General features: G+C 51.5%; 16 protein-coding genes, 3 tRNA genes and 3 rRNA genes. 4 read left to right on the plus strand and 18 right to left on the minus strand.

Features of this window, described 5'->3' with window-relative positions:
* Positions 1-93: 93 nt before the first annotated feature.
* The 4 genes from HV041_RS20080 to ilvL form a co-directional block, all read right to left on the minus strand.
* Entirely contained in the window at positions 94-1,023 is a 930-nt protein-coding gene (locus tag HV041_RS20080) for a branched-chain amino acid transaminase (RefSeq protein ID WP_003829030.1), read from the minus strand.
* Positions 1,024-1,040: 17 nt separating this feature from the next.
* The gene (gene ilvM / locus HV041_RS20085; RefSeq protein WP_003018017.1) at positions 1,041-1,304 is read right to left on the minus strand and encodes an acetolactate synthase 2 small subunit; all 264 of its coding nucleotides are present in this window, start codon (positions 1,302-1,304) and stop codon (positions 1,041-1,043) included.
* Positions 1,301-2,947 (minus strand): acetolactate synthase 2 catalytic subunit, encoded by a 1,647-nt coding sequence (gene ilvG / locus HV041_RS20090; protein ID WP_048214053.1) that lies wholly within the window; start codon positions 2,945-2,947, stop codon positions 1,301-1,303. Before ilvG ends, ilvM begins: the two co-directional genes overlap by 4 nt.
* A gap of 139 nt (positions 2,948-3,086) precedes the next feature.
* Complete coding sequence (ilvL, locus tag HV041_RS20095; RefSeq protein WP_001311244.1) at positions 3,087-3,185, minus strand: ilv operon leader peptide; 99 nt, start codon at positions 3,183-3,185, stop codon at positions 3,087-3,089.
* Positions 3,186-3,537: 352 nt separating this feature from the next.
* Here ilvL and HV041_RS20100 point away from each other — a divergent pair, with 352 nt between their 5' ends.
* Positions 3,538-5,058: a YifB family Mg chelatase-like AAA ATPase gene (locus HV041_RS20100; RefSeq protein ID WP_115601249.1), complete on the plus strand. Its 1,521-nt coding sequence runs from the start codon at positions 3,538-3,540 to the stop codon at positions 5,056-5,058.
* A gap of 24 nt (positions 5,059-5,082) precedes the next feature.
* Here the strand turns inward: HV041_RS20100 and maoP are convergent, their stop codons facing one another.
* Complete coding sequence (gene maoP, locus HV041_RS20105) at positions 5,083-5,421, minus strand: macrodomain Ori organization protein MaoP (protein WP_003018025.1); 339 nt, start codon at positions 5,419-5,421, stop codon at positions 5,083-5,085.
* Between the two features lie 106 nt (positions 5,422-5,527).
* Between maoP and hdfR the strand changes: the two genes are divergently transcribed.
* Positions 5,528-6,373, plus strand: coding sequence for an HTH-type transcriptional regulator HdfR (gene hdfR / locus HV041_RS20110; RefSeq protein ID WP_086523519.1), 846 nt, complete (start codon positions 5,528-5,530; stop codon positions 6,371-6,373).
* Positions 6,374-6,476: 103 nt separating this feature from the next.
* Here the strand turns inward: hdfR and HV041_RS20115 are convergent.
* The 6 genes from HV041_RS20115 to HV041_RS20140 all read right to left on the minus strand — a co-directional run bounded on the left by HV041_RS20115 (position 6,477) and on the right by HV041_RS20140 (position 11,780).
* Positions 6,477-6,552, minus strand: a tRNA-Trp gene (locus HV041_RS20115).
* A 52-nt stretch (positions 6,553-6,604) separates the two neighbouring features.
* Positions 6,605-6,681 (minus strand) — tRNA-Asp (locus HV041_RS20120).
* 55 nt (positions 6,682-6,736) lie between these two features.
* Positions 6,737-6,852, minus strand: a 5S ribosomal RNA gene (rrf, locus tag HV041_RS20125).
* A 99-nt stretch (positions 6,853-6,951) separates the two neighbouring features.
* Positions 6,952-9,858, minus strand: a 23S ribosomal RNA gene (locus HV041_RS20130).
* A gap of 219 nt (positions 9,859-10,077) precedes the next feature.
* A tRNA-Glu gene (locus HV041_RS20135) sits at positions 10,078-10,153 on the minus strand.
* 85 nt (positions 10,154-10,238) lie between these two features.
* Positions 10,239-11,780 (minus strand): 16S ribosomal RNA (locus HV041_RS20140).
* Together the 16S, 23S and 5S rRNA genes with 3 tRNA genes alongside form the textbook arrangement of a ribosomal RNA operon.
* Before the next feature lie 478 nt (positions 11,781-12,258).
* Here HV041_RS20140 and HV041_RS20145 point away from each other — a divergent pair.
* Together HV041_RS20145 and mdtD are read left to right on the plus strand one after the other, a co-directional pair.
* Positions 12,259-12,963, plus strand: a complete 705-nt coding sequence (locus tag HV041_RS20145; protein WP_115601251.1) for a FadR/GntR family transcriptional regulator — start codon at positions 12,259-12,261, stop codon at positions 12,961-12,963.
* A 3-nt stretch (positions 12,964-12,966) separates the two neighbouring features.
* Positions 12,967-14,394 (plus strand): multidrug transporter subunit MdtD, encoded by a 1,428-nt coding sequence (mdtD, locus tag HV041_RS20150; protein WP_061066903.1) that lies wholly within the window; start codon positions 12,967-12,969, stop codon positions 14,392-14,394.
* Here mdtD and rbsR read toward each other — a convergent pair.
* The 7 genes from rbsR to kup form a co-directional block, all read right to left on the minus strand.
* Positions 14,360-15,352, minus strand: coding sequence for a ribose operon transcriptional repressor RbsR (gene rbsR / locus HV041_RS20155; RefSeq protein WP_086523518.1), 993 nt, complete (start codon positions 15,350-15,352; stop codon positions 14,360-14,362). The two genes, mdtD and rbsR, sit on opposite strands and share 35 nt — an antisense overlap.
* Before the next feature lie 3 nt (positions 15,353-15,355).
* Positions 15,356-16,285 (minus strand): ribokinase, encoded by a 930-nt coding sequence (gene rbsK, locus HV041_RS20160; RefSeq protein WP_048213794.1) that lies wholly within the window; start codon positions 16,283-16,285, stop codon positions 15,356-15,358.
* Positions 16,286-16,426: 141 nt separating this feature from the next.
* On the minus strand, positions 16,427-17,317 hold the full coding sequence (gene rbsB, locus HV041_RS20165; RefSeq protein WP_003023760.1) for a ribose ABC transporter substrate-binding protein RbsB: 891 nt from the start codon (positions 17,315-17,317) through the stop codon (positions 16,427-16,429).
* A 24-nt stretch (positions 17,318-17,341) separates the two neighbouring features.
* A complete protein-coding gene (rbsC, locus tag HV041_RS20170; protein ID WP_003023762.1) occupies positions 17,342-18,307 on the minus strand; it encodes a ribose ABC transporter permease in 966 nt (321 codons plus the stop codon).
* A 5-nt stretch (positions 18,308-18,312) separates the two neighbouring features.
* Positions 18,313-19,818, minus strand: a complete 1,506-nt coding sequence (gene rbsA, locus HV041_RS20175) for a ribose ABC transporter ATP-binding protein RbsA (RefSeq protein ID WP_003023764.1) — start codon at positions 19,816-19,818, stop codon at positions 18,313-18,315.
* A 7-nt stretch (positions 19,819-19,825) separates the two neighbouring features.
* Positions 19,826-20,245: a D-ribose pyranase gene (gene rbsD / locus HV041_RS20180; RefSeq protein ID WP_003023766.1), complete on the minus strand. Its 420-nt coding sequence runs from the start codon at positions 20,243-20,245 to the stop codon at positions 19,826-19,828.
* 192 nt (positions 20,246-20,437) lie between these two features.
* Positions 20,438-22,306, minus strand: coding sequence for a low affinity potassium transporter Kup (gene kup, locus HV041_RS20185; RefSeq protein ID WP_048213793.1), 1,869 nt, complete (start codon positions 22,304-22,306; stop codon positions 20,438-20,440).
* Positions 22,307-22,560 lie beyond the last annotated feature (254 nt).

A 22,560-nucleotide genomic window follows, 5' to 3' on the forward strand; every position in this document is an offset into this window, starting at 1 on the left:
CTCATCCCAGTCACTTACTACAGTAAGCTCCTGGGACTTGCTGCGTTGCCGTCTTCCTGCAACGTGAATTATTTTGGGGAAATATTAATTTTGTTATTGGTTTACTGAATCTAACCAGCCGTATTTATCTTCCGTTTCACCGGTGAAGAGGCCAAAGAAGGCTTGCTGGATACGTTTGGTGACTGGACCGCAGCGGCCTTCACCGACCTGAATACCATCAACGCTGCGTACCGGAGTGATTTCGGCCGCGGTACCGGACATGAACACTTCGTCGGCAAGGTACAGAGATTCACGGGACAGCACCTGCTCACGCACTTCGATATCGAGATCTTTCGCCAGCTTAATGATCGCGTCACGGGTGATACCCGGCAGTGCAGAAGAGGTAAACGGCGGGGTAAACAGAATGCCGTCTTTTACTTCAAACAGGTTTTCACCCGCGCCTTCAGAGATGTAACCATTCACATCCAGCGCAATACCTTCCTGGTAACCATGACGACGCGCTTCGCTACCCACCAGCAGCGAAGACAGATAGTTACCACCAGCCTTAGCAGCGGTAGGGATAGTGTTTGGCGCAACGCGGTTCCAGGAAGAAACCATCGCATCGATCCCCTGTTCCAGCGCTTCAGCACCGAGGTAAGCCCCCCACGGGAACGCGGCGATAATCACGTCGGTGGTGTAACCCGCTGGCGGGTTAACGCCCATCCCCACATCGCCAACAAACACCAGCGGACGGATATAGGCGCTGGTCAGATTGTTTTTACGAATCACCTCACGGCAAGCTTCCATCAGCTCATCAACGCTCTGAGAAACCGGAAAACGATAGATCTTGGCTGAATCACGCAGACGCTGCATATGTTCGCGATGACGGAACACCACCGGCCCTTTGTGAGAATCGTAGCAACGGATGCCTTCAAATACAGAAGTACCGTAGTGCAGCGCGTGGGACATCACGTGAACCTTCGCGTCTTCCCAACGAATCATCTCGCCATTAGACCAAATGTAATCAGCTTTTTTCGTCGTCATTTTTCTTCCTTTTGCGCTCAGGCGCGGATTTGTTGTGATGTGGTTGTGCTCTGGCAGATGGCAACATGTGCAACGTCCACCAGTTTACTTAACTGACTAAACAGTAAGTCGACCGACCGGGGGCTGGCAACGGTCAATTCGATATTTATATTCTGCGCATCGCTGGCGGCTTCCATATTCATGGAGCACACCTGAAAACCACGATGGCGTACCACGCGTAAAACACGTTCTAACGTTTCCGGATTGAAACGAGCCTCAACGGCGACCTGATGTTGCATCATGATAATTTCTCCAGCATTTCTGAGTTGCTGGCACCTGGTGGTACCAGAGGCCAGACATTCTCAAGTTCGTCGATTGAGACATGAAGCAGGTATGGCCCCTCGCTGTTCAGCATGGTGTCGAGTGCCGCTTCAACCTGGTCTTTACGGGTGATGTGCTGACCAGGTATGCCGAAGGCGCTGGCCAACATGAGGAAATCGGGGTTATCGGTAAGGGTGGTTTCGCTATAACGTTCCTGGAAAAACAGCTGCTGCCATTGTCGCACCATGCCTAACCGCTGGTTGTCGAGTAAAACTATCTTCAGCGGCAACTGCTTGCGTTTTACGGTGCCGAGTTCCTGTACATTCATCATGAAGGAACCGTCACCGGAGATACAGATTACCGTATCGTTCGGGCGAGCAACCTGTGCGCCAACCGCGGCAGGTAAACCAAAGCCCATCGTACCCAGGCCGCTCGAGGTGATGAAATTTTCCGGGCGGGTATAGGTCATATGCTGTGCAGACCACATCTGATGCTGGCCAACATCCGTCGTAACAACGCTATCCGCTGGTTTACGGTCCGACAGTTGTTTTAACAACAACGGTGCATAGATGGCCTCACCCGGATGGTCGTAGCGCCAGGTATGCTCTGCTCGCAGTTCTGCACTGTGCTGACGCCATTCGTCAATCTTCAACGTCTGCTGTAATGCCGGCAGCAGCGAATTTAAATCGCCCTGCAGGGCCACATGCGCCTGGCGCAGTTTGTTCATTTCTGCCGGGTCGATATCCATGTGGATCACACTGGCGTTCGGTGCGAAAGTATTCAGCTTACCAGTCACCCGGTCATCAAAACGCGCGCCAACTGCAATCAGTAAATCACACTCTTGCACCGCGAAATTTGCCGCTTTAGTCCCGTGCATACCCAACATGCCCAAATAGTATGGGTAGTCAGCATCTACTGCGCCCAGACCTTTCAGCGTGCAAGCGACAGGCATTTGAGTAAGCGCAATAAACTCACGCAGGGCCGGAACCGCCTGTGCCATACCTACGCCGCCACCAACGTACAGAATAGGTTTCTGCGCCTGCGCCAGCATGTTACGCGCCTGCTCAACGTCAGCGTGCGGAAAAGCCTCAACGTTTTCGACGGTCGTAAAATACGGCTCCAGCGTACCGCTGGCTAATTGGATATCTTTCGGGATATCCACCAGAACCGGACCCGGGCGACCGGAATTCGCCACGGCGAAGGCCTCAGCCATGATGCGCGGCAGCTCTTCCAGTGACTGCACCAGGAAGCTGTGTTTGGTGCAGGACAGCGACATACCAAGCACGTCCACTTCCTGGAACGCATCCGTTCCGATGAAAGGTGATGCCACCTGGCCGGTGATCGCGACCACTGGAACAGAATCTAACAACGCATCGGCAAGTCCGGTGATCAGGTTGGTAGCACCAGGGCCGGAAGTGGCGATACAAACACCGGTTTTACCCGTTGCACGGGCATAACCAATCGCCGCCATCGCCGCACCCTGCTCGTGTCGGCACAACAGGTGCTCTACGCCGCCGTCATACAATGCATCGTAAACCGGCATAATTGCGCCACCGGGATAACCAAAGACGGTTTGAACCCCTTGTGCACGCAACGCATGTACCACCCACTGTGCCCCATTCATAGTTACATCCCCGCCGTAAATCTTGAGAAACAGAATTTTATGCTGCCGTTCACTTTCTGCTCCTCGTTTAAGTTTTTAAGGTCAAAAAAAACCCCCGGACCTTTCGGTGCGGGGGTCTTAGTTCGTTAAGGCTTGTTTTCTAAGCCTTTCCTCGTCCAAGTGCAGCCCCGCACGGTGGGATAATAATCACCACCACGCTAATCACGACCAGGCTAATCACTCGTAGAAGGGCTGTCATTTTTGTATTTTCTTGCATCTTGTTCGAAGGAATACCTAAAGAGTTACCATAGAATTTGCGAATAGCACAAGATATTTTTGTTTTCATTTTTCTGACGCCGTTAACGGTTTAGATAAATATCGTTGTTTTTTATACAAAAAATATAAAATGAAAATATTTCACGTTTCAGCGCATCAGCACCACCTGCGATCTCTTTCCTCGGCACACTTATACGCATTTGCGAGCGAGATTCCAGACATGGGGCAAGCAATTCCTGATTACACAAAAACACAGGAATAAGCGTCTAAAAACATCAATTATGCAGAATCTTGCTGATATCTATTGCGACATAATATTCCCATCAGGAGGGGTTATGTCACTATCGATTGTTCACACACGCGCCGCCCTCGGCGTGAATGCACCAGCCATTACCATCGAGGTACATATTAGTAATGGCCTGCCTGGTTTAACCATGGTGGGGTTACCTGAAACGACAGTGAAAGAGGCTCGCGATCGGGTACGCAGTGCAATTATTAATAGCGGGTATGAATTCCCGGCCAGGAAGATAACCATCAACCTGGCTCCGGCTGACCTCCCCAAAGAAGGGGGGCGATATGATTTACCTATCGCTGTTGCGCTTCTGGTCGCTTCTGAGCAGCTTACAACCCATAATCTCGACACCTATGAGCTGGTAGGCGAATTAGCGCTTACAGGCGCTTTACGCAGCGTTCCAGGCGCTATATCAAGCGCAACCGAAGCGATTCGTGCAGGCCGGAGAATCATTGTCGCTAAAGAGAATGCCGCAGAGGTTGGTCTAATACACGGCGAAGGGTGCCTGATTGCCGATCACCTGCAGGCGGTATGCGCATTCCTGGAAGGAAAGCATGATTTAGACAAACCGCAATCTGCAGACTTTACCGCCGAACCTTCACCAGAGGATCTCAGCGATGTTATCGGTCAGGAACAGGGTAAACGAGGGCTGGAGATCACCGCCGCTGGTGGTCACAACCTCCTGTTTATCGGCCCGCCTGGTACGGGCAAGACCATGCTGGCCAGCCGTCTCAGAGGACTGCTTCCTCCACTTAGCAACGATGAGGCGCTGGAAAGTGCAGCGATCCTCAGTCTGGTCAATTCCGATACGATACAAAAACAGTGGAAGCAACGCCCTTTTCGTTCTCCCCACCACAGTGCTTCATTAACCGCAATGGTCGGTGGAGGCTCTATTCCTGCGCCAGGCGAGATCTCCCTGGCACATAACGGTATATTATTTCTGGATGAATTACCTGAGTTTGAGCGACGCACGCTGGATGCACTGCGCGAACCCATTGAGTCCGGGCAGATCCATCTATCCCGTACCAGAGCAAAAATAACCTATCCCGCGCGCTTTCAACTCATAGCCGCCATGAATCCCAGCCCAACAGGCCATTATCAGGGGAATCATAACCGCTGTACCCCAGAACAGACTCTGCGCTACCTCAATCGGCTGTCAGGACCATTTCTTGACCGCTTTGACCTCTCCCTCGAAATTCCCTTACCGCCACCCGGCATACTCAGCCAGAGCGTAGTGAAAGGTGAAGATAGCGCAACGGTGAAGCAACGCGTCATCGCTGCACGAGAGCGTCAGTATCGGCGGCAAAATAAGTTAAATGCGTATCTGGACAGCCAGGATATCCATAAATTTTGCATGCTTCGCAGCGATGATGCGCACTGGCTTGAGGACACGTTAGCTCGTCTTGGATTGTCCATCCGCGCCTGGCTACGCCTGATAAAAGTCGCACGTACCATTGCGGATATTGAACAGTGCGACCATATCACCCGCCAGCACTTGCAGGAGGCCGTTGCTTATCGGGCGATAGACAGGTTATTAATTCACCTGCAGAAATTACTGGCATAAAAAAAGGGCTTACGCCCTTTTTTATTAATCATCAGATTCGGTGTAGTCTTCTGCACCTTCCACCTGAGGTTTCCCGCCAGACAGCGTGTGGAAGCGTTTTGGACGCTTAATGCGCGTCATGTATTTAGACCACACGCGTTCAGCTTCGGTAACTGGCTCACGTTCACCACGGCATACCGCAACAAACAATTTTTCTTCTTCAGTTACTGGCTCACGTTTACCCAGATCCAGCTCGTTGAAGGCATAGCCATGACGCTCAAGCAGCTGTGCCTCTTTAATGGTGAAATCACCATGACGGGAGAATCCGCGGGGGTAATATTTATTGTCGAAATATCGATTAGTCGTCGTAAAGCTTTCCGCCATCCTGCACGCTCCTAATTCTTTGGCCGAGCTATTTATGGCGCGGAGTATTAGTTACGCTTGACAGAGCGTCAAACAAAAGATTTAAATCATCACGACAAATAATTTTATGGAGCGCGTTGTGGATACGGAATTGTTAAAAACTTTCCTGGAAGTTAGCCGGACACGCCACTTTGGTCGGGCAGCTGAAGCGCTCTACCTGACCCAGTCGGCGGTGAGTTTTCGGATCAGACAACTGGAAAATCAACTGGGTGTGAACCTGTTCACCCGACACAGAAACAATATTCGTTTGACCGCTGCAGGTGAAAAATTATTGCCTTACGCTGAAACGCTGATGAATACATGGCAAGCAGCACGTAAGGAGGTCGCGAATACCTCACGGCACAACGAGTTTTCGATCGGTGCCAGTGCATCCCTTTGGGAATGCATGCTCAATGACTGGTTGCGGCGTTTATACCAATCTCAGGAGCCACAATCCAGCCTGCAGTTTGAAGCGCGAATCGCTCAGCGCCAGTCGCTAGTAAAGCAGCTCCATGAACGACAGCTGGATCTGTTAATTACGACCGAAACCCCAAAAATGGACGAATTTAGCAGCCAACTGTTGGGATATTTCACGCTGGCGCTCTATTGTAGCTCTCCATCGCAAACCAAAGATGGACTGAATTACCTACGCCTGGAATGGGGACCGGATTTTCAGCAGCACGAAGCGGGATTGATTGCTGGAGATGAAGTGCCGGTACTTACCACCAGTTCTGCAGAACTGGCAAGACAGCAACTTTCTGTAATTAAAGGGTTTAGTTGGCTTCCCGTCAGTTGGGCCAGAACCAAAAGCGATCTTCACACAGTTACTGACAGTGCGACTCTTTCACGTCCGTTATATGCGGTTTGGCTGCAAAATAGCGACAAACATGCACTTATTCGCGATCTGCTGAAAACAAATATTTTGGAAGATTAATGAAAACGCTGGCAAGGATGCCGGGAAAAAATGAACTGGAAGATCCAGAATATGATGTTCAGGTAAAAAAAAAATCCTTAGCAAGGATGCTAAGGATTGTTTCTGGCAGGGGCGGAGAGACTCGAACTCGCGACACCCGGTTTTGGAGACCGGTGCTCTACCAACTGAGCTACGCCCCTAAATTTTCTTATCATTAAGCCTGCTACTAAGCAGGCTTAATTTTCCAATAAGTGGCGGAACGGACGGGACTCGAACCCGCGACCCCCTGCGTGACAGGCAGGTATTCTAACCAACTGAACTACCGCTCCACCGAATTTCTTTGTCACTACCCGGATTATTCATCCCGGTTTACTGCAATTTGATGCCTGGCAGTTCCCTACTCTCGCATGGGGAGACCCCACACTACCATCGGCGCTACGGCGTTTCACTTCTGAGTTCGGCATGGGGTCAGGTGGGACCACCGCGCTACAGCCGCCAGGCAAATTCTGTTTATCAACACACCTCTTGGGCATGTCGATGTAATCTGTAATCAAGCTGAAATCGATGTCTGTCTTTCGCCAAAACACCTTCGGCGTTGTAAGGTTAAGCCTCACGGTTCATTAGTATCGGTTAGCTCAATGTATCGCTACACTTACACACCCGACCTATCAACGTCGTCGTCTTCAACGTTCCTTCAGGAGACTTATAGTCTCAGGGAGAACTCATCTCGGGGCAAGTTTCGTGCTTAGATGCTTTCAGCACTTATCTCTTCCGCATTTAGCTACCGGGCAATGCCATTGGCATGACAACCCGAACACCAGTGATGCGTCCACTCCGGTCCTCTCGTACTAGGAGCAGCCCCCCTCAATTCTCCAGCGCCCACGGCAGATAGGGACCGAACTGTCTCACGACGTTCTAAACCCAGCTCGCGTACCACTTTAAATGGCGAACAGCCATACCCTTGGGACCTACTTCAGCCCCAGGATGTGATGAGCCGACATCGAGGTGCCAAACACCGCCGTCGATATGAACTCTTGGGCGGTATCAGCCTGTTATCCCCGGAGTACCTTTTATCCGTTGAGCGATGGCCCTTCCATTCAGAACCACCGGATCACTAAGACCTGCTTTCGCACCTGCTCGAGCCGTCACTCTCGCAGTCAAGCTAGCTTATGCCTTTGCACTAACCTCCTGATGTCCGACCAGGATTAGCTAACCTTCGTGCTCCTCCGTTACTCTTTAGGAGGAGACCGCCCCAGTCAAACTACCCACCAGACACTGTCCGCAACCCGGATTACGGGTCCACGTTAGAACACCAGCCATTAAAGGGTGGTATTTCAAGGTTGGCTCCATGCAGACTGGCGTCCACACTTCAAAGCCTCCCACCTATCCTACACATCAAGGACCAGTGTTCAGTGTCAAGCTATAGTAAAGGTTCACGGGGTCTTTCCGTCTTGCCGCGGGTACACTGCATCTTCACAGCGAGTTCAATTTCACTGAGTCTCGGGTGGAGACAGCCTGGCCATCATTACGCCATTCGTGCAGGTCGGAACTTACCCGACAAGGAATTTCGCTACCTTAGGACCGTTATAGTTACGGCCGCCGTTTACCGGGGCTTCGATCAAGAGCTTCTCCTTACGGATAACCCCATCAATTAACCTTCCGGCACCGGGCAGGCGTCACACCGTATACGTCCACTTTCGTGTTTGCACAGTGCTGTGTTTTTAATAAACAGTTGCAGCCAGCTGGTATCTTCGACTGATTTCAGCTCCATGAGTAAATCACTTCACCTACATATCAGCGTGCCTTCTCCCGAAGTTACGGCACCATTTTGCCTAGTTCCTTCACCCGAGTTCTCTCAAGCGCCTTGGTATTCTCTACCTGACCACCTGTGTCGGTTTGGGGTACGATTTCGTGTTACCTGATGCTTAGAGGCTTTTCCTGGAAGCAGGGCATTTGTTACTTCAGCACCGTAGTGCCTCGTCATCACACCTCAGCGTTAGTAGTGTTCCGGATTTACCTAAAACACCCGCCTACATGCTTAAACCGGGACAACCGTCGCCCGGCTAACATAGCCTTCTCCGTCCCCCCTTCGCAGTAACACCAAGTACAGGAATATTAACCTGTTTCCCATCGACTACGCCTTTCGGCCTCGCCTTAGGGGTCGACTCACCCTGCCCCGATTAACGTTGGACAGGAACCCTTGGTCTTCCGGCGTGCGGGTTTTTCACCCGCATTATCGTTACTTATGTCAGCATTCGCACTTCTGATACCTCCAGCATGCCTCACGACACACCTTCAACGGCTTACAGAACGCTCCCCTACCCAACAACACATAGTGTCGCTGCCGCAGCTTCGGTGCACAGTTTAGCCCCGTTACATCTTCCGCGCAGGCCGACTCGACCAGTGAGCTATTACGCTTTCTTTAAATGATGGCTGCTTCTAAGCCAACATCCTGGCTGTCTGTGCCTTCCCACATCGTTTCCCACTTAACTGTGACTTTGGGACCTTAGCTGGCGGTCTGGGTTGTTTCCCTCTTCACGACGGACGTTAGCACCCGCCGTGTGTCTCCCGTGATAACATTCTTCGGTATTCGCAGTTTGCATCGGGTTGGTAAGTCGGGATGACCCCCTAGCCGAAACAGTGCTCTACCCCCGAAGATGAGTTCACGAGGCGCTACCTAAATAGCTTTCGGGGAGAACCAGCTATCTCCCGGTTTGATTGGCCTTTCACCCCCAGCCACAAGTCATCCGCTAATTTTTCAACATTAGTCGGTTCGGTCCTCCAGTTAGTGTTACCCAACCTTCAACCTGCCCATGGCTAGATCACCGGGTTTCGGGTCTATACCCTGCAACTTAACGCCCAGTTAAGACTCGGTTTCCCTTCGGCTCCCCTATTCGGTTAACCTTGCTACAGAATATAAGTCGCTGACCCATTATACAAAAGGTACGCAGTCACCCCATAAAGAGGCTCCCACTGCTTGTACGTACACGGTTTCAGGTTCTTTTTCACTCCCCTCGCCGGGGTTCTTTTCGCCTTTCCCTCACGGTACTGGTTCACTATCGGTCAGTCAGGAGTATTTAGCCTTGGAGGATGGTCCCCCCATATTCAGACAGGATACCACGTGTCCCGCCCTACTCTTCGAGTTCACAACCTGTGCATTTTGGTGTACGGGACTATCACCCTGTACCGTCGGACTTTCCAGACCGTTCCACTAACACACAAGCTGATTCAGACTCTGGGCTGCTCCCCGTTCGCTCGCCGCTACTGGGGGAATCTCGGTTGATTTCTTTTCCTCGGGGTACTTAGATGTTTCAGTTCCCCCGGTTCGCTTCATTACGCTATGGATTCACGTAATGATAGTGTGACGAATCACACTGGGTTTCCCCATTCGGAAATCGCCGGTTATAACGGTTCATATCACCTTACCGACGCTTATCGCAGATTAGCACGTCCTTCATCGCCTCTGACTGCCAGGGCATCCACCGTGTACGCTTAGTCGCTTAACCTCACAACCCGAAGATGTTTCGTAAAACACCACCGTGTTGCGAAAATTTGAGAGACTCGAACACACCATTTTTCATTTCTTATTACGGAGAAATGAAACAGTGTGTCGTTTCAATTTTCAGCTTGATCCAGATTTTTAAAGAGCAAATATCTCAAACGTCACCCGAAGGTAAGTTTTGAGATATTAAGGCCGGCGACTTTCACTCACACAAACCAGCAAGTGGCGTCCCCTAGGGGATTCGAACCCCTGTTACCGCCGTGAAAGGGCGGTGTCCTGGGCCTCTAGACGAAGGGGACGTATAAGTCTCAATCGCAAGACGCCTTGCTATTTACTTTTCATCAGACAATCTGTGTGAGCACTACAAAGAACGCTTCTTTAAGGTAAGGAGGTGATCCAACCGCAGGTTCCCCTACGGTTACCTTGTTACGACTTCACCCCAGTCATGAATCACAAAGTGGTAAGCGCCCTCCCGAAGGTTAAGCTACCTACTTCTTTTGCAACCCACTCCCATGGTGTGACGGGCGGTGTGTACAAGGCCCGGGAACGTATTCACCGTGGCATTCTGATCCACGATTACTAGCGATTCCGACTTCATGGAGTCGAGTTGCAGACTCCAATCCGGACTACGACGCACTTTATGAGGTCCGCTTGCTCTCGCGAGGTCGCTTCTCTTTGTATGCGCCATTGTAGCACGTGTGTAGCCCTACTCGTAAGGGCCATGATGACTTGACGTCATCCCCACCTTCCTCCAGTTTATCACTGGCAGTCTCCTTTGAGTTCCCGGCCGAACCGCTGGCAACAAAGGATAAGGGTTGCGCTCGTTGCGGGACTTAACCCAACATTTCACAACACGAGCTGACGACAGCCATGCAGCACCTGTCTCAGAGTTCCCGAAGGCACCAATCCATCTCTGGAAAGTTCTCTGGATGTCAAGAGTAGGTAAGGTTCTTCGCGTTGCATCGAATTAAACCACATGCTCCACCGCTTGTGCGGGCCCCCGTCAATTCATTTGAGTTTTAACCTTGCGGCCGTACTCCCCAGGCGGTCGACTTAACGCGTTAGCTCCGGAAGCCACGCCTCAAGGGCACAACCTCCAAGTCGACATCGTTTACGGCGTGGACTACCAGGGTATCTAATCCTGTTTGCTCCCCACGCTTTCGCACCTGAGCGTCAGTCTTTGTCCAGGGGGCCGCCTTCGCCACCGGTATTCCTCCAGATCTCTACGCATTTCACCGCTACACCTGGAATTCTACCCCCCTCTACAAGACTCTAGCCTGCCAGTTTCGGATGCAGTTCCCAGGTTGAGCCCGGGGATTTCACATCCGACTTGACAGACCGCCTGCGTGCGCTTTACGCCCAGTAATTCCGATTAACGCTTGCACCCTCCGTATTACCGCGGCTGCTGGCACGGAGTTAGCCGGTGCTTCTTCTGCGAGTAACGTCAATTGCTAAGGTTATTAACCTCAACACCTTCCTCCTCGCTGAAAGTACTTTACAACCCGAAGGCCTTCTTCATACACGCGGCATGGCTGCATCAGGCTTGCGCCCATTGTGCAATATTCCCCACTGCTGCCTCCCGTAGGAGTCTGGACCGTGTCTCAGTTCCAGTGTGGCTGGTCATCCTCTCAGACCAGCTAGGGATCGTCGCCTAGGTGAGCCGTTACCCCACCTACTAGCTAATCCCATCTGGGCACATCCGATGGCAAGAGGCCCGAAGGTCCCCCTCTTTGGTCTTGCGACGTTATGCGGTATTAGCTACCGTTTCCAGTAGTTATCCCCCTCCATCGGGCAGTTTCCCAGACATTACTCACCCGTCCGCCACTCGTCACCCAAGGAGCAAGCTCCTCTGTGCTACCGTTCGACTTGCATGTGTTAGGCCTGCCGCCAGCGTTCAATCTGAGCCATGATCAAACTCTTCAATTTAAGTTTGATGCTCGTGAATTAAACTTCGTAATGAATTACGTATGTTCACTCAGAGACTTGGTATTCATTTTTCGTCTTGCGACGTTAAGAATCCGTATCTTCGAGTGCCCACACAGATTGTCTGATAAATTGTTAAAGAGCAGTGCCGCTTCGCTTTTTCTCAGCGGCGCGGGGTGTGCATATTACGCCATCCCGCTATGAAGTCAAGCATTTAATTTCGCTTTCTTCGCCGGAGTTCTCAGTGGAACCCCGCTGACCCGGCGGCTTGCGTGCCGTTGTTCCGTGTCAGTGGAGGCGCATTATAGGGAGTTATTTCAGGCTGACAAGGGGAAATTTAAAATAACTTTCCGAATGCGTATTTTTTCACCAAAACCACCATTAACATGCCATAAAATAAGCAATTTGCCGTTTTTGCAGCCGCAATCACACTCCCTGATGGCATACTAATGAATAAGAAAAAGCGTAAGGAAGAACATTCATGCCTTTAAATGCCCAACAGATAGCTGCCCAAAAGAATCTTTCCTATGTTCTGGCAGAAAAGCTGGCTCAGAGAATATTAAAAGGTGAATACGCACCCGGCGCTATCCTGCCAGGTGAAATTGAGCTGGGCGATCAGTTTGGCGTAAGCCGAACTGCGGTAAGAGAGGCAGTTAAGACATTAACGGCTAAAGGTATGGTATTACCGCGCCCACGTATTGGTACACGCGTTATGCCGCAGGCAAACTGGAACTTCCTCGATCAGGAGCTGCTCACCTGGTGGATGACGGAAGATAATTTCCCACAGGTCATTAAACACTTTCTGGTGATGCGTATTAGCCTGGAGCCTCAAGCCTGTTCACTGGCGGCGACGATTGGTACGGCAGAGCAGAAAGCCCATCTCAATACATTAATGGAAGAGATGGTCGAGCTGAAAAAGAACTTCAGACGCGAACGTTGGATTGAAGTTGATATTGCCTGGCATGAGCACATTTATGAAATGAGCGCGAATCCATTCCTGATATCCTTCGCATCATTGTTCCATTCCGTTTATCAGACCTACTTTACGTCGATTACCTATAACGATGTGGTCAAGCTGGATTTGCACCAGGCCATTGTCGATGCAATAGAAGATAGCGATGGCGAACGCGCTTTTGCCGCCTGTCAGGCATTACTGATAGCACCGAACGAGCTCCCGGATAAATAATCTATGTCAGAAAAGAAATCGCGCAGTATGGCTGGATTGCCATGGATAGCCGCCATGGCCTTTTTTATGCAGGCATTAGATGCCACTATCCTCAACACGGCCTTACCCGCAATAGCACATAGTCTTAACCGCTCCCCGCTTGCTATGCAATCAGCCATTATCAGCTATACCCTGACAGTCGCGATGCTGATCCCGGTAAGTGGATGGTTGGCTGACAGATTCGGGACCCGGCGTGTATTTATGATTGCCGTTAGCCTGTTTACGTTGGGATCGCTGGCTTGTGCACTTTCCAGCTCATTAAGTGAACTGGTGGTTTTCCGCGTGATACAGGGTATCGGTGGCGCAATGATGATGCCTGTTGCCCGTCTGGCATTATTGCGTGCTTACCCGCGTAGCGAACTGCTCCCCGTACTTAATTTCGTGACCATGCCCGGTCTTGTTGGACCGATTTTAGGTCCGGTACTGGGTGGCGTGCTGGTAACGTGGGCCAGTTGGCACTGGATCTTCCTGATTAATATTCCCATCGGCATAGCCGGTATCTTCTATGCCCGCAAATATATGCCGAACTTCACCACACCACGCCGCGGCTTCGATATGACCGGTTTCTTTCTCTTTGGTCTAAGCCTGGTACTGTTTTCCAGCGGTGTTGAGTTGTTTGGCGAGAAACTTGTTGCCAGTTGGGTCGCACTTGGCATTATTCTCGCCAGCATTGTGCTACTGCTCGCCTACATTCGTCATGCGCGTCGCCATCCGACACCGTTGATTGCGCTTCCTATTTTTAAAACGCGAACCTTTTCTGTTGGCATCGCCGGAAACCTTGCTACTCGCCTGGGAACGGGATGCGTACCTTTCTTAATGCCACTGATGCTGCAGGTAGGCTTTGGATACCCGGCACTCATTGCCGGTTGCATGATGGCTCCGACAGCGCTGGGCTCAATTCTGGCGAAATCGATGGTGACGCAGGTACTGCGCCGACTCGGCTACCGGACCACGCTGGTCGGTATTACAGTGTTTATCGGCCTGATGATTGCACAGTTCTCTTTGCAGTCTCCCGCCATGCCGGTCTGGATGCTAATTCTGCCACTGTTCATTTTAGGTATGGCGATGTCCACCCAGTTTACCTCAATGAATACCATTACTCTGGCCGATTTAACTGATGAGAACGCCAGCAGCGGCAACAGTGTTTTAGCCGTTACGCAGCAGCTGTCTATTAGTTTAGGGGTTGCCATTAGTGCCGCGGTTCTGCGTATCTACGAAGGTATGGAAGGAACCAATACGGTTGAACAGTTCCACTATACCTTTATTACAATGGGCGCGATCACCGTCGTATCGGCGCTGATGTTTATGCTGTTAAGAGCCAAAGATGGGCGCAATCTGATCAAAGATCGACATAAGCCTAAACCGACCCCCGCTCCATCAGAACAGGAGTAAGCTGCAAGCGCTGTTGCTGCAATGCGGGCTGTGCCATACGGTGGATTAACACATCAATGGCCAGTTCACCCAACTCATCTTTCGGTTGGTGAATAGTTGTCAGCGGCGGCGTCATATAACGCGCCAGTTCTATATCATCATAACCGACTACCGCCATATCCTGCGGGATACGCAATCCAGACTGATATAAAGCCTGATATGCTCCAACCGCCATCGCGTCATTGCCGGTAAAAACAGCCTGTGGGCGGTCTTTATGCGACAACAGCGTTTGCATAGCTTCAAACCCACCGCCAAACTCGAAGTCACCGGTGATCTCGTAACCGTCCGGGATAGCCAGCCCTGCACGCTTCATTGCCGCGCGATATCCTTCCAGACGCAGACGCGCCGGTGTTTTATCCAGAGGGCCCGTGATGCAGGCAATGCGCGTAAACCCTTTTTCGATCAGATGTTGAGTGGCTAAATCCCCACCTAACAGGGAGTTATCCTGAATCAGATCGCTTTCACCATCAAAAGGCGACCAGTCCATCATCACGGTCGGTATAGAAGGGTAACGCTGCATGATTTCTCTGGAAGGCTGATGTGTTTCCGTGCAGAGCAGCAGCAAGCCGTCTACCCGCTTTTGCATCAACGTTTCCAGATTACGGTTCATACGCTGCTCGTCACCTTCGGTGTTGCACAGCACCAGGCTGTAACCGCGCTCAAAGCAGCTACGTTCAACACCACGAACCAGCTCAGAGTAAAAGGGATTAGTACTGGCTGTGATTAACATGCCAATAGTGCGGGTCTGATTCAGTTTGAGACTACGCGCCAACGCGGAAGGCGCATAGTTAAGCTCTTTGATTGCCGCATCAACTTTGTCAGTGATCGCCTCACTGACAAAGCGATCTTTATTAATGACGTGAGAAACCGTCGACGTGGAAACACCCGCCAGGCGGGCAACGTCCTTCATTGTAGCCAAGCGTTACCTCTGTTGACTTAAAAACGCTTCGATTTCTTCACGCCATGGAACGGAAGGCTGTGCACCTTTACGTGTGACCGCAATCGCGGCGGCAGCATGTGCAAAACGGATGGCTTCCGATAGCGGAGTCTCTTCCAGTAACGCTGTGATTAACGCACCGTTAAAGGTATCTCCGGCAGCGATAGTATCAACCGCGTCAACTTTAAAACCCGGTACTCGCTGACCTTCACCGTTTACACTGGCCCACACACCGCGACTCCCTAAGGTAATCAGTACAGTATGGATCCCTTTCGCGTGCAATGCCTGCGCCGCTTTAGCTGCATCTTCATCGTTTTCTACCCGGATCCCCGTCAGCTTTTCAGCCTCGGTTTCATTCGGGGTAATAATATCCACCAGCGCCAGCAGCTCATCGGATAGTTCACGTGCCGGAGCTGGGTTAAGGGCGACCAGAGTCTTATTCTGATGCGCAATCTTTGCCGCAGCCAGAACGCTTTCGATCGGTGATTCTAATTGCATCAGTAACGCAGACGCCTGAGCAATACGGTCACGCTGTGCTTCTACCAACGCCGGAGAAAGAGCAGCATTCGCGCCGGCATGAATACCGATAACGTTCTCACCTTCGGCATTCACAAAAATCAGCGCCACACCGGTCGATTCACCCGAAATAACGCTAATCGGGGCAATATCAATATTATCGCGAGCTAACTGTTTACGAACACTTTCGCCAATATCGTCATCACCCGTACAGGCAATGAACGCGATATTCGCGCCACTACGCCCTGCAGCAACCGCCTGATTCGCGCCTTTACCGCCAAACGCCACCTGATATTGACTACCGGTTACGGTTTCACCCGGTGTCGGGAAAGAGTTAAGGTTGAGGATGTGATCGGCATTAATGCTGCCAAGAACAACGAGGTTGCCTGCGGTTTTCATGTTAGGTATTCCAAGTCAAAGTGCGCCACCGGGTTAGGGTGGCGCGTGCCCTGCTTTTCTTTTTACGCTTTCATCCGCAGAACAAGATCCAGGGATGGCGTATTTATGTCTCCATCAGGTCGCGAGCGGCCTGAATCGGTATTACTGCTTGATAACCAGCTTCAGGTCAACCGGATATTTAGCCTGAACCTTCTCGCCTTTCAGGACTTTATCCGCAGTCTCAACGCCTTTCGCGCCGATCTGATCCGGCAGCTGAGCAATGGTCGCAGCCAGTTTGCCATCATTTACTGCTTTTTCGCCATCTGGAGTGCCGTCAAATCCAACCACCATCACATCAGATTTACCCGCCGTTTGCAGCGCACGCAGCGCACCCAGCGCCATTTCATCGTTCTGGGCAAATACGGCCTGCACGTCAGGATGCGCGGTCAGCAGGTTCTGCATAACGTTCAGACCTTTAGTGCGGTCGAAGTCTGCCGGCTGGCTGGCCAGTACGTTAAATTTGTGTGCCGCAACGGCCTGCTGGAAACCTTCGCCACGCTCACGCGCCGCAGACGTTCCGGCAATGCCCTGCAGTTCGATAACTTTCGCGCCTTCACCGGCTTTTTTCGCGATGTAATCACCCGCAATTTTTCCGCCCAGCACGTTATCAGACGCAATATGGCTTACCACTTCACCTTTAGACGCTACGCGGTCAAGGGTGATAACCGGAATCTTCGCCTGGTTAGCCATCTTCACGGCGTTACCCACGGCATCGGAGTCAGTTGGGTTGATCAGCAGGATTTTAGTCCCGCGAACCGTTAAGTCCTGAACGTTAGCCAGCTCTTTCGCCGGGTTGTTCTGCGAGTCCAGAATCACCAGGTTGTAGCCCAGCTTATCTGCCTCTTTTTGCGCCCCATCCTTCAGGGAGACAAAGAACGGGTTATTAAGCGTGGAGACCACCAGCGCAATGGTATCTTTCGCCATCGCATTCGCGCTCACGGTGGCGCTCAGCGCAACAGCAGAAACCAGGGTAGCCAGTTTTTTCATGTTCATATTTAAGATGTCCTGTAATCGTTGTTACTGCTTTTTGTTGTCTACCAGTACCGCCAGCAAAATCACCACCGCTTTGACGATCATCTGGTAATAGGAGGATACACCTAACAAATTCAAACCATTATTGAGGAAACCAAGAATCAATGCGCCGATCAGCGTCCCAACAATGCGTCCTTTACCACCCGCCAGGCTGGTACCACCTAATACCACCGCGGCGATAGCATCCAGCTCATAGCCTGTACCTGCCGTCGGTTGTGCAGAGGAAAGACGCGCCACTTCAATGATGCCCGCCAGCGAAGCCAGCAGCCCACAGAGTGAATAGACGATAATTTTGATTTTACTGACGCTGATTCCGGACAGACGCGTTGCCGCTTCGTTACCGCCCAGCGCATAGATATAACGCCCCAGACGCGTGTGGTGCAGCATGTACCACGCCGCGAGGAAAACAATCCCCATGATCCACACCGGCGTAGGGACACCTAACGGACGACCAATCCCGAACCAGCCAAACAGATCGGCATTGTCAGTAAACCCGGTGTTTACCGGACTGCCGTTGGTGTAGACCATGGTCACACCGCGCAGCAGCAGCATCATCACCAGAGTCGCGATAAACGCCTGTACGCGACCTTTCGCGACAATCACCCCGGTTACCGCGCCAATGGCTGCGCCGAGCGCCAGAGCCGCAGCAACAGCCACCAGCGCATTGACTTCAATCCCTACAATCGAAGCCGCAACCGCACCGGTCAGCGCCAGCAAGGAACCGACGGACAGATCGATACCCGACGTCAGGATAACCAGCGTCATGCCAACGGCCATGATGGCGTTCACCGACGTTTGCTGAAGAATGTTGAACAGGTTATTAACGGTAAAAAAGTTAGGGCTCATGGTGGAAACAATCGCGATCAGCACTAACAGAGCGATAAGCGACTTTTGCTCCAGAAGCCATGCTTTAGTGAAATAACGGCGACCAGAAACAGCCTGGGTAGTCATCTTTTTTACTCCTGATTCACGCGATTAAGCTTGCCCACAGCGGCAGCCATTAATACTTCCTGAGTGGCCTGCTCGCGAGTGAATTCACCGCCGAGATGCCCTTCATGCATAACGATAATTCGATCGCTCATGCCCAATACTTCTGGCATCTCAGAAGAGACCAGAATGATACTCAGCCCATCAGCCTTAAACTGGTTGATAAGCTGATAGATTTCTTTTTTCGCCCCAACGTCAACGCCGCGCGTCGGCTCATCGAGGATCAGGACTTTTGGACGGGTCATCAGACCGCGCGCAATCGCTACTTTCTGCTGGTTACCGCCGGAGAGCAGGCCGATAGCCTGTTCCATCGATGGCGTTTTAACATTGAACAGGCGAATAAAATCACCCACCGCCTGCTGCTCATCTTTATGTTTAAGGCTTCCGCCTGCACGGCTGAAATAGCGCAGCGCGGTCAGTGACATGTTCTCTTTCACCGACATGCCGAGCACTAAACCATCGCGTTTACGGTCTTCAGAAATATAGACGATGCCATTAGCCAGTCCATCCTGCGGCGAACGGGTGACAACTTCATGGCCATCAAGCGTGACGTAGCCGCTGGTGCGCGGCAATGCGCCGTACAAAACCTTCATCAGCTCGGTACGTCCTGCACCCATCAACCCCGATACGCCAAGGATCTCGCCTTTACGCAGCGTGAATGACACATCGTTTACGCCAGGGCCGCACAAATTATCGACTTTCAGGCGAATATCACCCGGCGCTTTTTCCAGACGCGGGTACTGATCTTCCAGTTTACGTCCCACCATCATTTCAATCAGCGAGTCTTCGGTCAGCGAGGCGACTTCACGCTCGGCAATAAACTGCCCGTCGCGAAAGACGGTTACGTCATCGCAAATCTCGAAGATCTCTTTCATACGGTGAGAAATATAGACAATGCCGCGTCCCTGGGATTTCAGTTCGCGAATGACGCGGAACAGGGATTCGGTTTCAGTATCGGTGAGGGCATCCGTCGGTTCATCCATAATGATGACCTTCGATTCAAAGCTCAGCACTTTGGCGATTTCAACCATCTGCTGATCGCCAATCGACAGCTCACCGACCAGCCTGTCGCTTTTAAAGCGCAGATTGAGTTTGGCGAGCAGCAGATCGGCTTCGGCGTACATCTTCTTCCAGTCTATTTTGCCAAAGCGATTCACAAACTCGCGACCGAGAAAAATGTTCTCGGCAATAGTGAGTTGCGGGATCAGGTTCAGCTCCTGGTGGATGATACCGATTCCGGCTTCCTGGGAGGATTTCGGGCCGTTAAAGGTGGTCTCTTTACCCAGCCACAATAAGGAACCGGCATCACGGGTGTAGATTCCGGTCAGCACCTTCATCATGGTGGATTTGCCCGCGCCGTTTTCGCCCACCAGCGCCATTACGCGGCCTGGGTAGACATTCAGCGCGGCGCCGGATAGCGCTTTTACGCCCGGGAACGCTTTATCGATCCCTTTGAGTTGCAGTAATGCGTTCATGATGGCCTCAGAACGTGACGCCAGCACAGAGAATGATATTCGCATACGGAGAACATTCTCCGCTGCGAATTACCGCCTGACTGTCTGCGGTTTGTTTTTTGAATTGTTCATGCGTGGTGTAACGAATTTCTATGGTGTTTCCCTGGTGTTGTTGCAGTTGCTCAATGTGACTGAGCAACGTTTCGTGGAGTTGCGGATTATGTTGTTTAATTTCCGACGCGAGAATGGCCGCCTCGACCTGCATTTCACGTGTAACCACATCCAATACCTGCATAAAAGAAGGTACGCCCTGGGTTAATGCCATATCGATACGCGTTGTGCTGTTCGGGATGGGTAAACCTGCATCACACACCACCAGCGTATCGGTATGCCCCAGACGGGAGATCACCGATGAAATTTCAGAGTTGAGTACCGTGCCTTTCTTCATTTTCTTTCCCCACTAGCGAAACGTTTCGCTGAAGATAAGTGTAGTTCGAAGAGTGGACAGAAAACCACCGCGACGTTACGAAAATGTGATCGCCATCGAAACGTTTCGCAAGGATTATCATGAGATGAAAAGAAAACTGAGAGGGGTCAAACAAAACGCCCCCTTTCACGATGAAAGAGGGCGTTAACAACATTAAATCTCGACCTGCGTACCGAGTTCAATAACCCGGTTCGGTGGGATTTCAAACTGGTCCGGCGCGCGCAGCGCATTGCGCTGTAGCAGCAGATACAGCTTGCCACGCAGGCGCAGATACCATGGTCGTTTGCCGACAATCAACGACTCGTGCGACATGAAGAAGGAGGTTTCCATCATCCGACAGCTTAAGCCTTCCAGACCGCAGCGGTGGAACACTTCTTCAACGTTTGGCGTTTCACGCCAACCGTAGCTGGCCACCACGCGCCAGAAGGTAGGCGACAATTGCTCAATCTGCACTCTACGTACATTGTGTACATAGGGCGCGTCTTCCGTACGCAGCGTCAGCAGAATAACGCGTTCATGCAGCACCTTGTTATGTTTCAGGTTATGCAGCAGCGCAAACGGGATGACGTTCAACGCACGGGACATATACACCGCCGTTCCTGGCACGCGCACCGGTGGGGATTTCTCCAGCGACGCAATCATCGCCTCCAGAGAGTTACCGTGCTCATGCATGCGACGCAACAGACGGAAGCGTTCGCTTTTCCAGGTCGTCATAATAGTGAACATCACCAGACCCAGCGAGAGCGGCAACCAGCCGCCTGAAACGAGCTTATCGAGGTTTGCAGAGAACAACGGAACATCGATGCACAGGAACGCAACCAGGATCAGGAAGACGAAGTATTTATTCCAGTGCCAGTTTTGCCGCGCCACGGTCGTCGACAGAATGGACGTCAGTACCATCGTTCCCGTTACCGCAATACCGTACGCAGCAGCCAGATTACTGGAGTGCTCAAAGCTCACGATCACAATAACCACGGCGAAATAAAGCATCCAGTTTACGAAAGGAATATAGATCTGACCCGATTCCATTTCTGAAGTATGGATAATCCGCATCGGCGATAAATACCCCAGACGCACAGCCTGGCGCGTCAGTGAGAATACGCCGGAAATAACCGCCTGCGAAGCGATTACCGTCGCCAGCGCGGCAAGGATCAGCAGCGGAATCAGCGCCCAGTCCGGTGCCAGCAGGAAGAACGGGTTTTTGATCGCTTCGGGATGCTTTAACAGCAATGCACCCTGACCAAAATAGTTCAAAACCAGCGAAGGCAATACGACGGAGAACCATGCAAGGCGAATCGGTAACTTACCGAAGTGGCCCATATCCGCATACAGCGCTTCAACACCGGTAATCGACAGCACCACCGCGCCCAGCGCAATAAAGGACAGCGTTTTGAATTCCAGGAAGAAATGAACAGCCCAATACGGATTTAGGGCATGCAACACTTCCGGATTTGCAATAATGCTGCGTACACCCAGCACGGCAAGTACCAGGAACCATATCAGCATAATCGGCGCAAACAGCTTACCGACCATGCCGGTACCGTGTTTTTGAATCAAAAACAGCAGGGTAAGTACGATAATAGAGAGAGGAACAATCCAGGTGTCCAGTTGTGGAGCAATAATCTCCAGACCTTCAATCGCCGACATCACCGAAATGGCTGGCGTAATCACCACCTCGCCATAGAAAAAGCTGCCGCCAATCAATCCCATAATCACCAGCATCGAGGTCGTTCGCGCCGACGTATTACGCCCGGCCAACGACATCAACGTCAGGATCCCACCTTCCCCGGCGTTATCAGCACGCATAACAAATGACAGATACTTAACGGAAACAACCAGAATCAGCAGCCAGAAAATCAGCGAGAGAAAACCAAACACGGCATCACGTTCAACGCCAAAACCAAACTGCCCGGACAAACATTCACGAAGCGTATAAAGTGGGCTGGTACCAATATCACCGTAGACAACCCCAATGGCCGCGAGGGTAATCGCAGACAATGATTGCTTATTATCAGTGCTCATAGACTCGTCTTTCGTTTATACACATCATCGTTCAAGCTACCTCCGCGTGGGCTGCATTCGTTATTCCGCCCATCCCAGGGAATAACTCCATTGCCGCCTTGGTGCAGCTTGATTGATATGGTGTATATATAAGAAATGTGTGCGTCGTCCCTTGGCCCACAAAAAGGCGCACAGTATGCACGATTAATCGCAAAATCGTACCCCTAAATGAGACCAGATTAATCTGGCTCAAAGAAAAATAAACGCGCCTTCAG

Origin of the sequence: Citrobacter sp. RHBSTW-00029 (assembly GCF_014104295.1) — a bacterium.
Classification (GTDB): Bacteria; Pseudomonadota; Gammaproteobacteria; order Enterobacterales; family Enterobacteriaceae; genus Citrobacter; species Citrobacter youngae.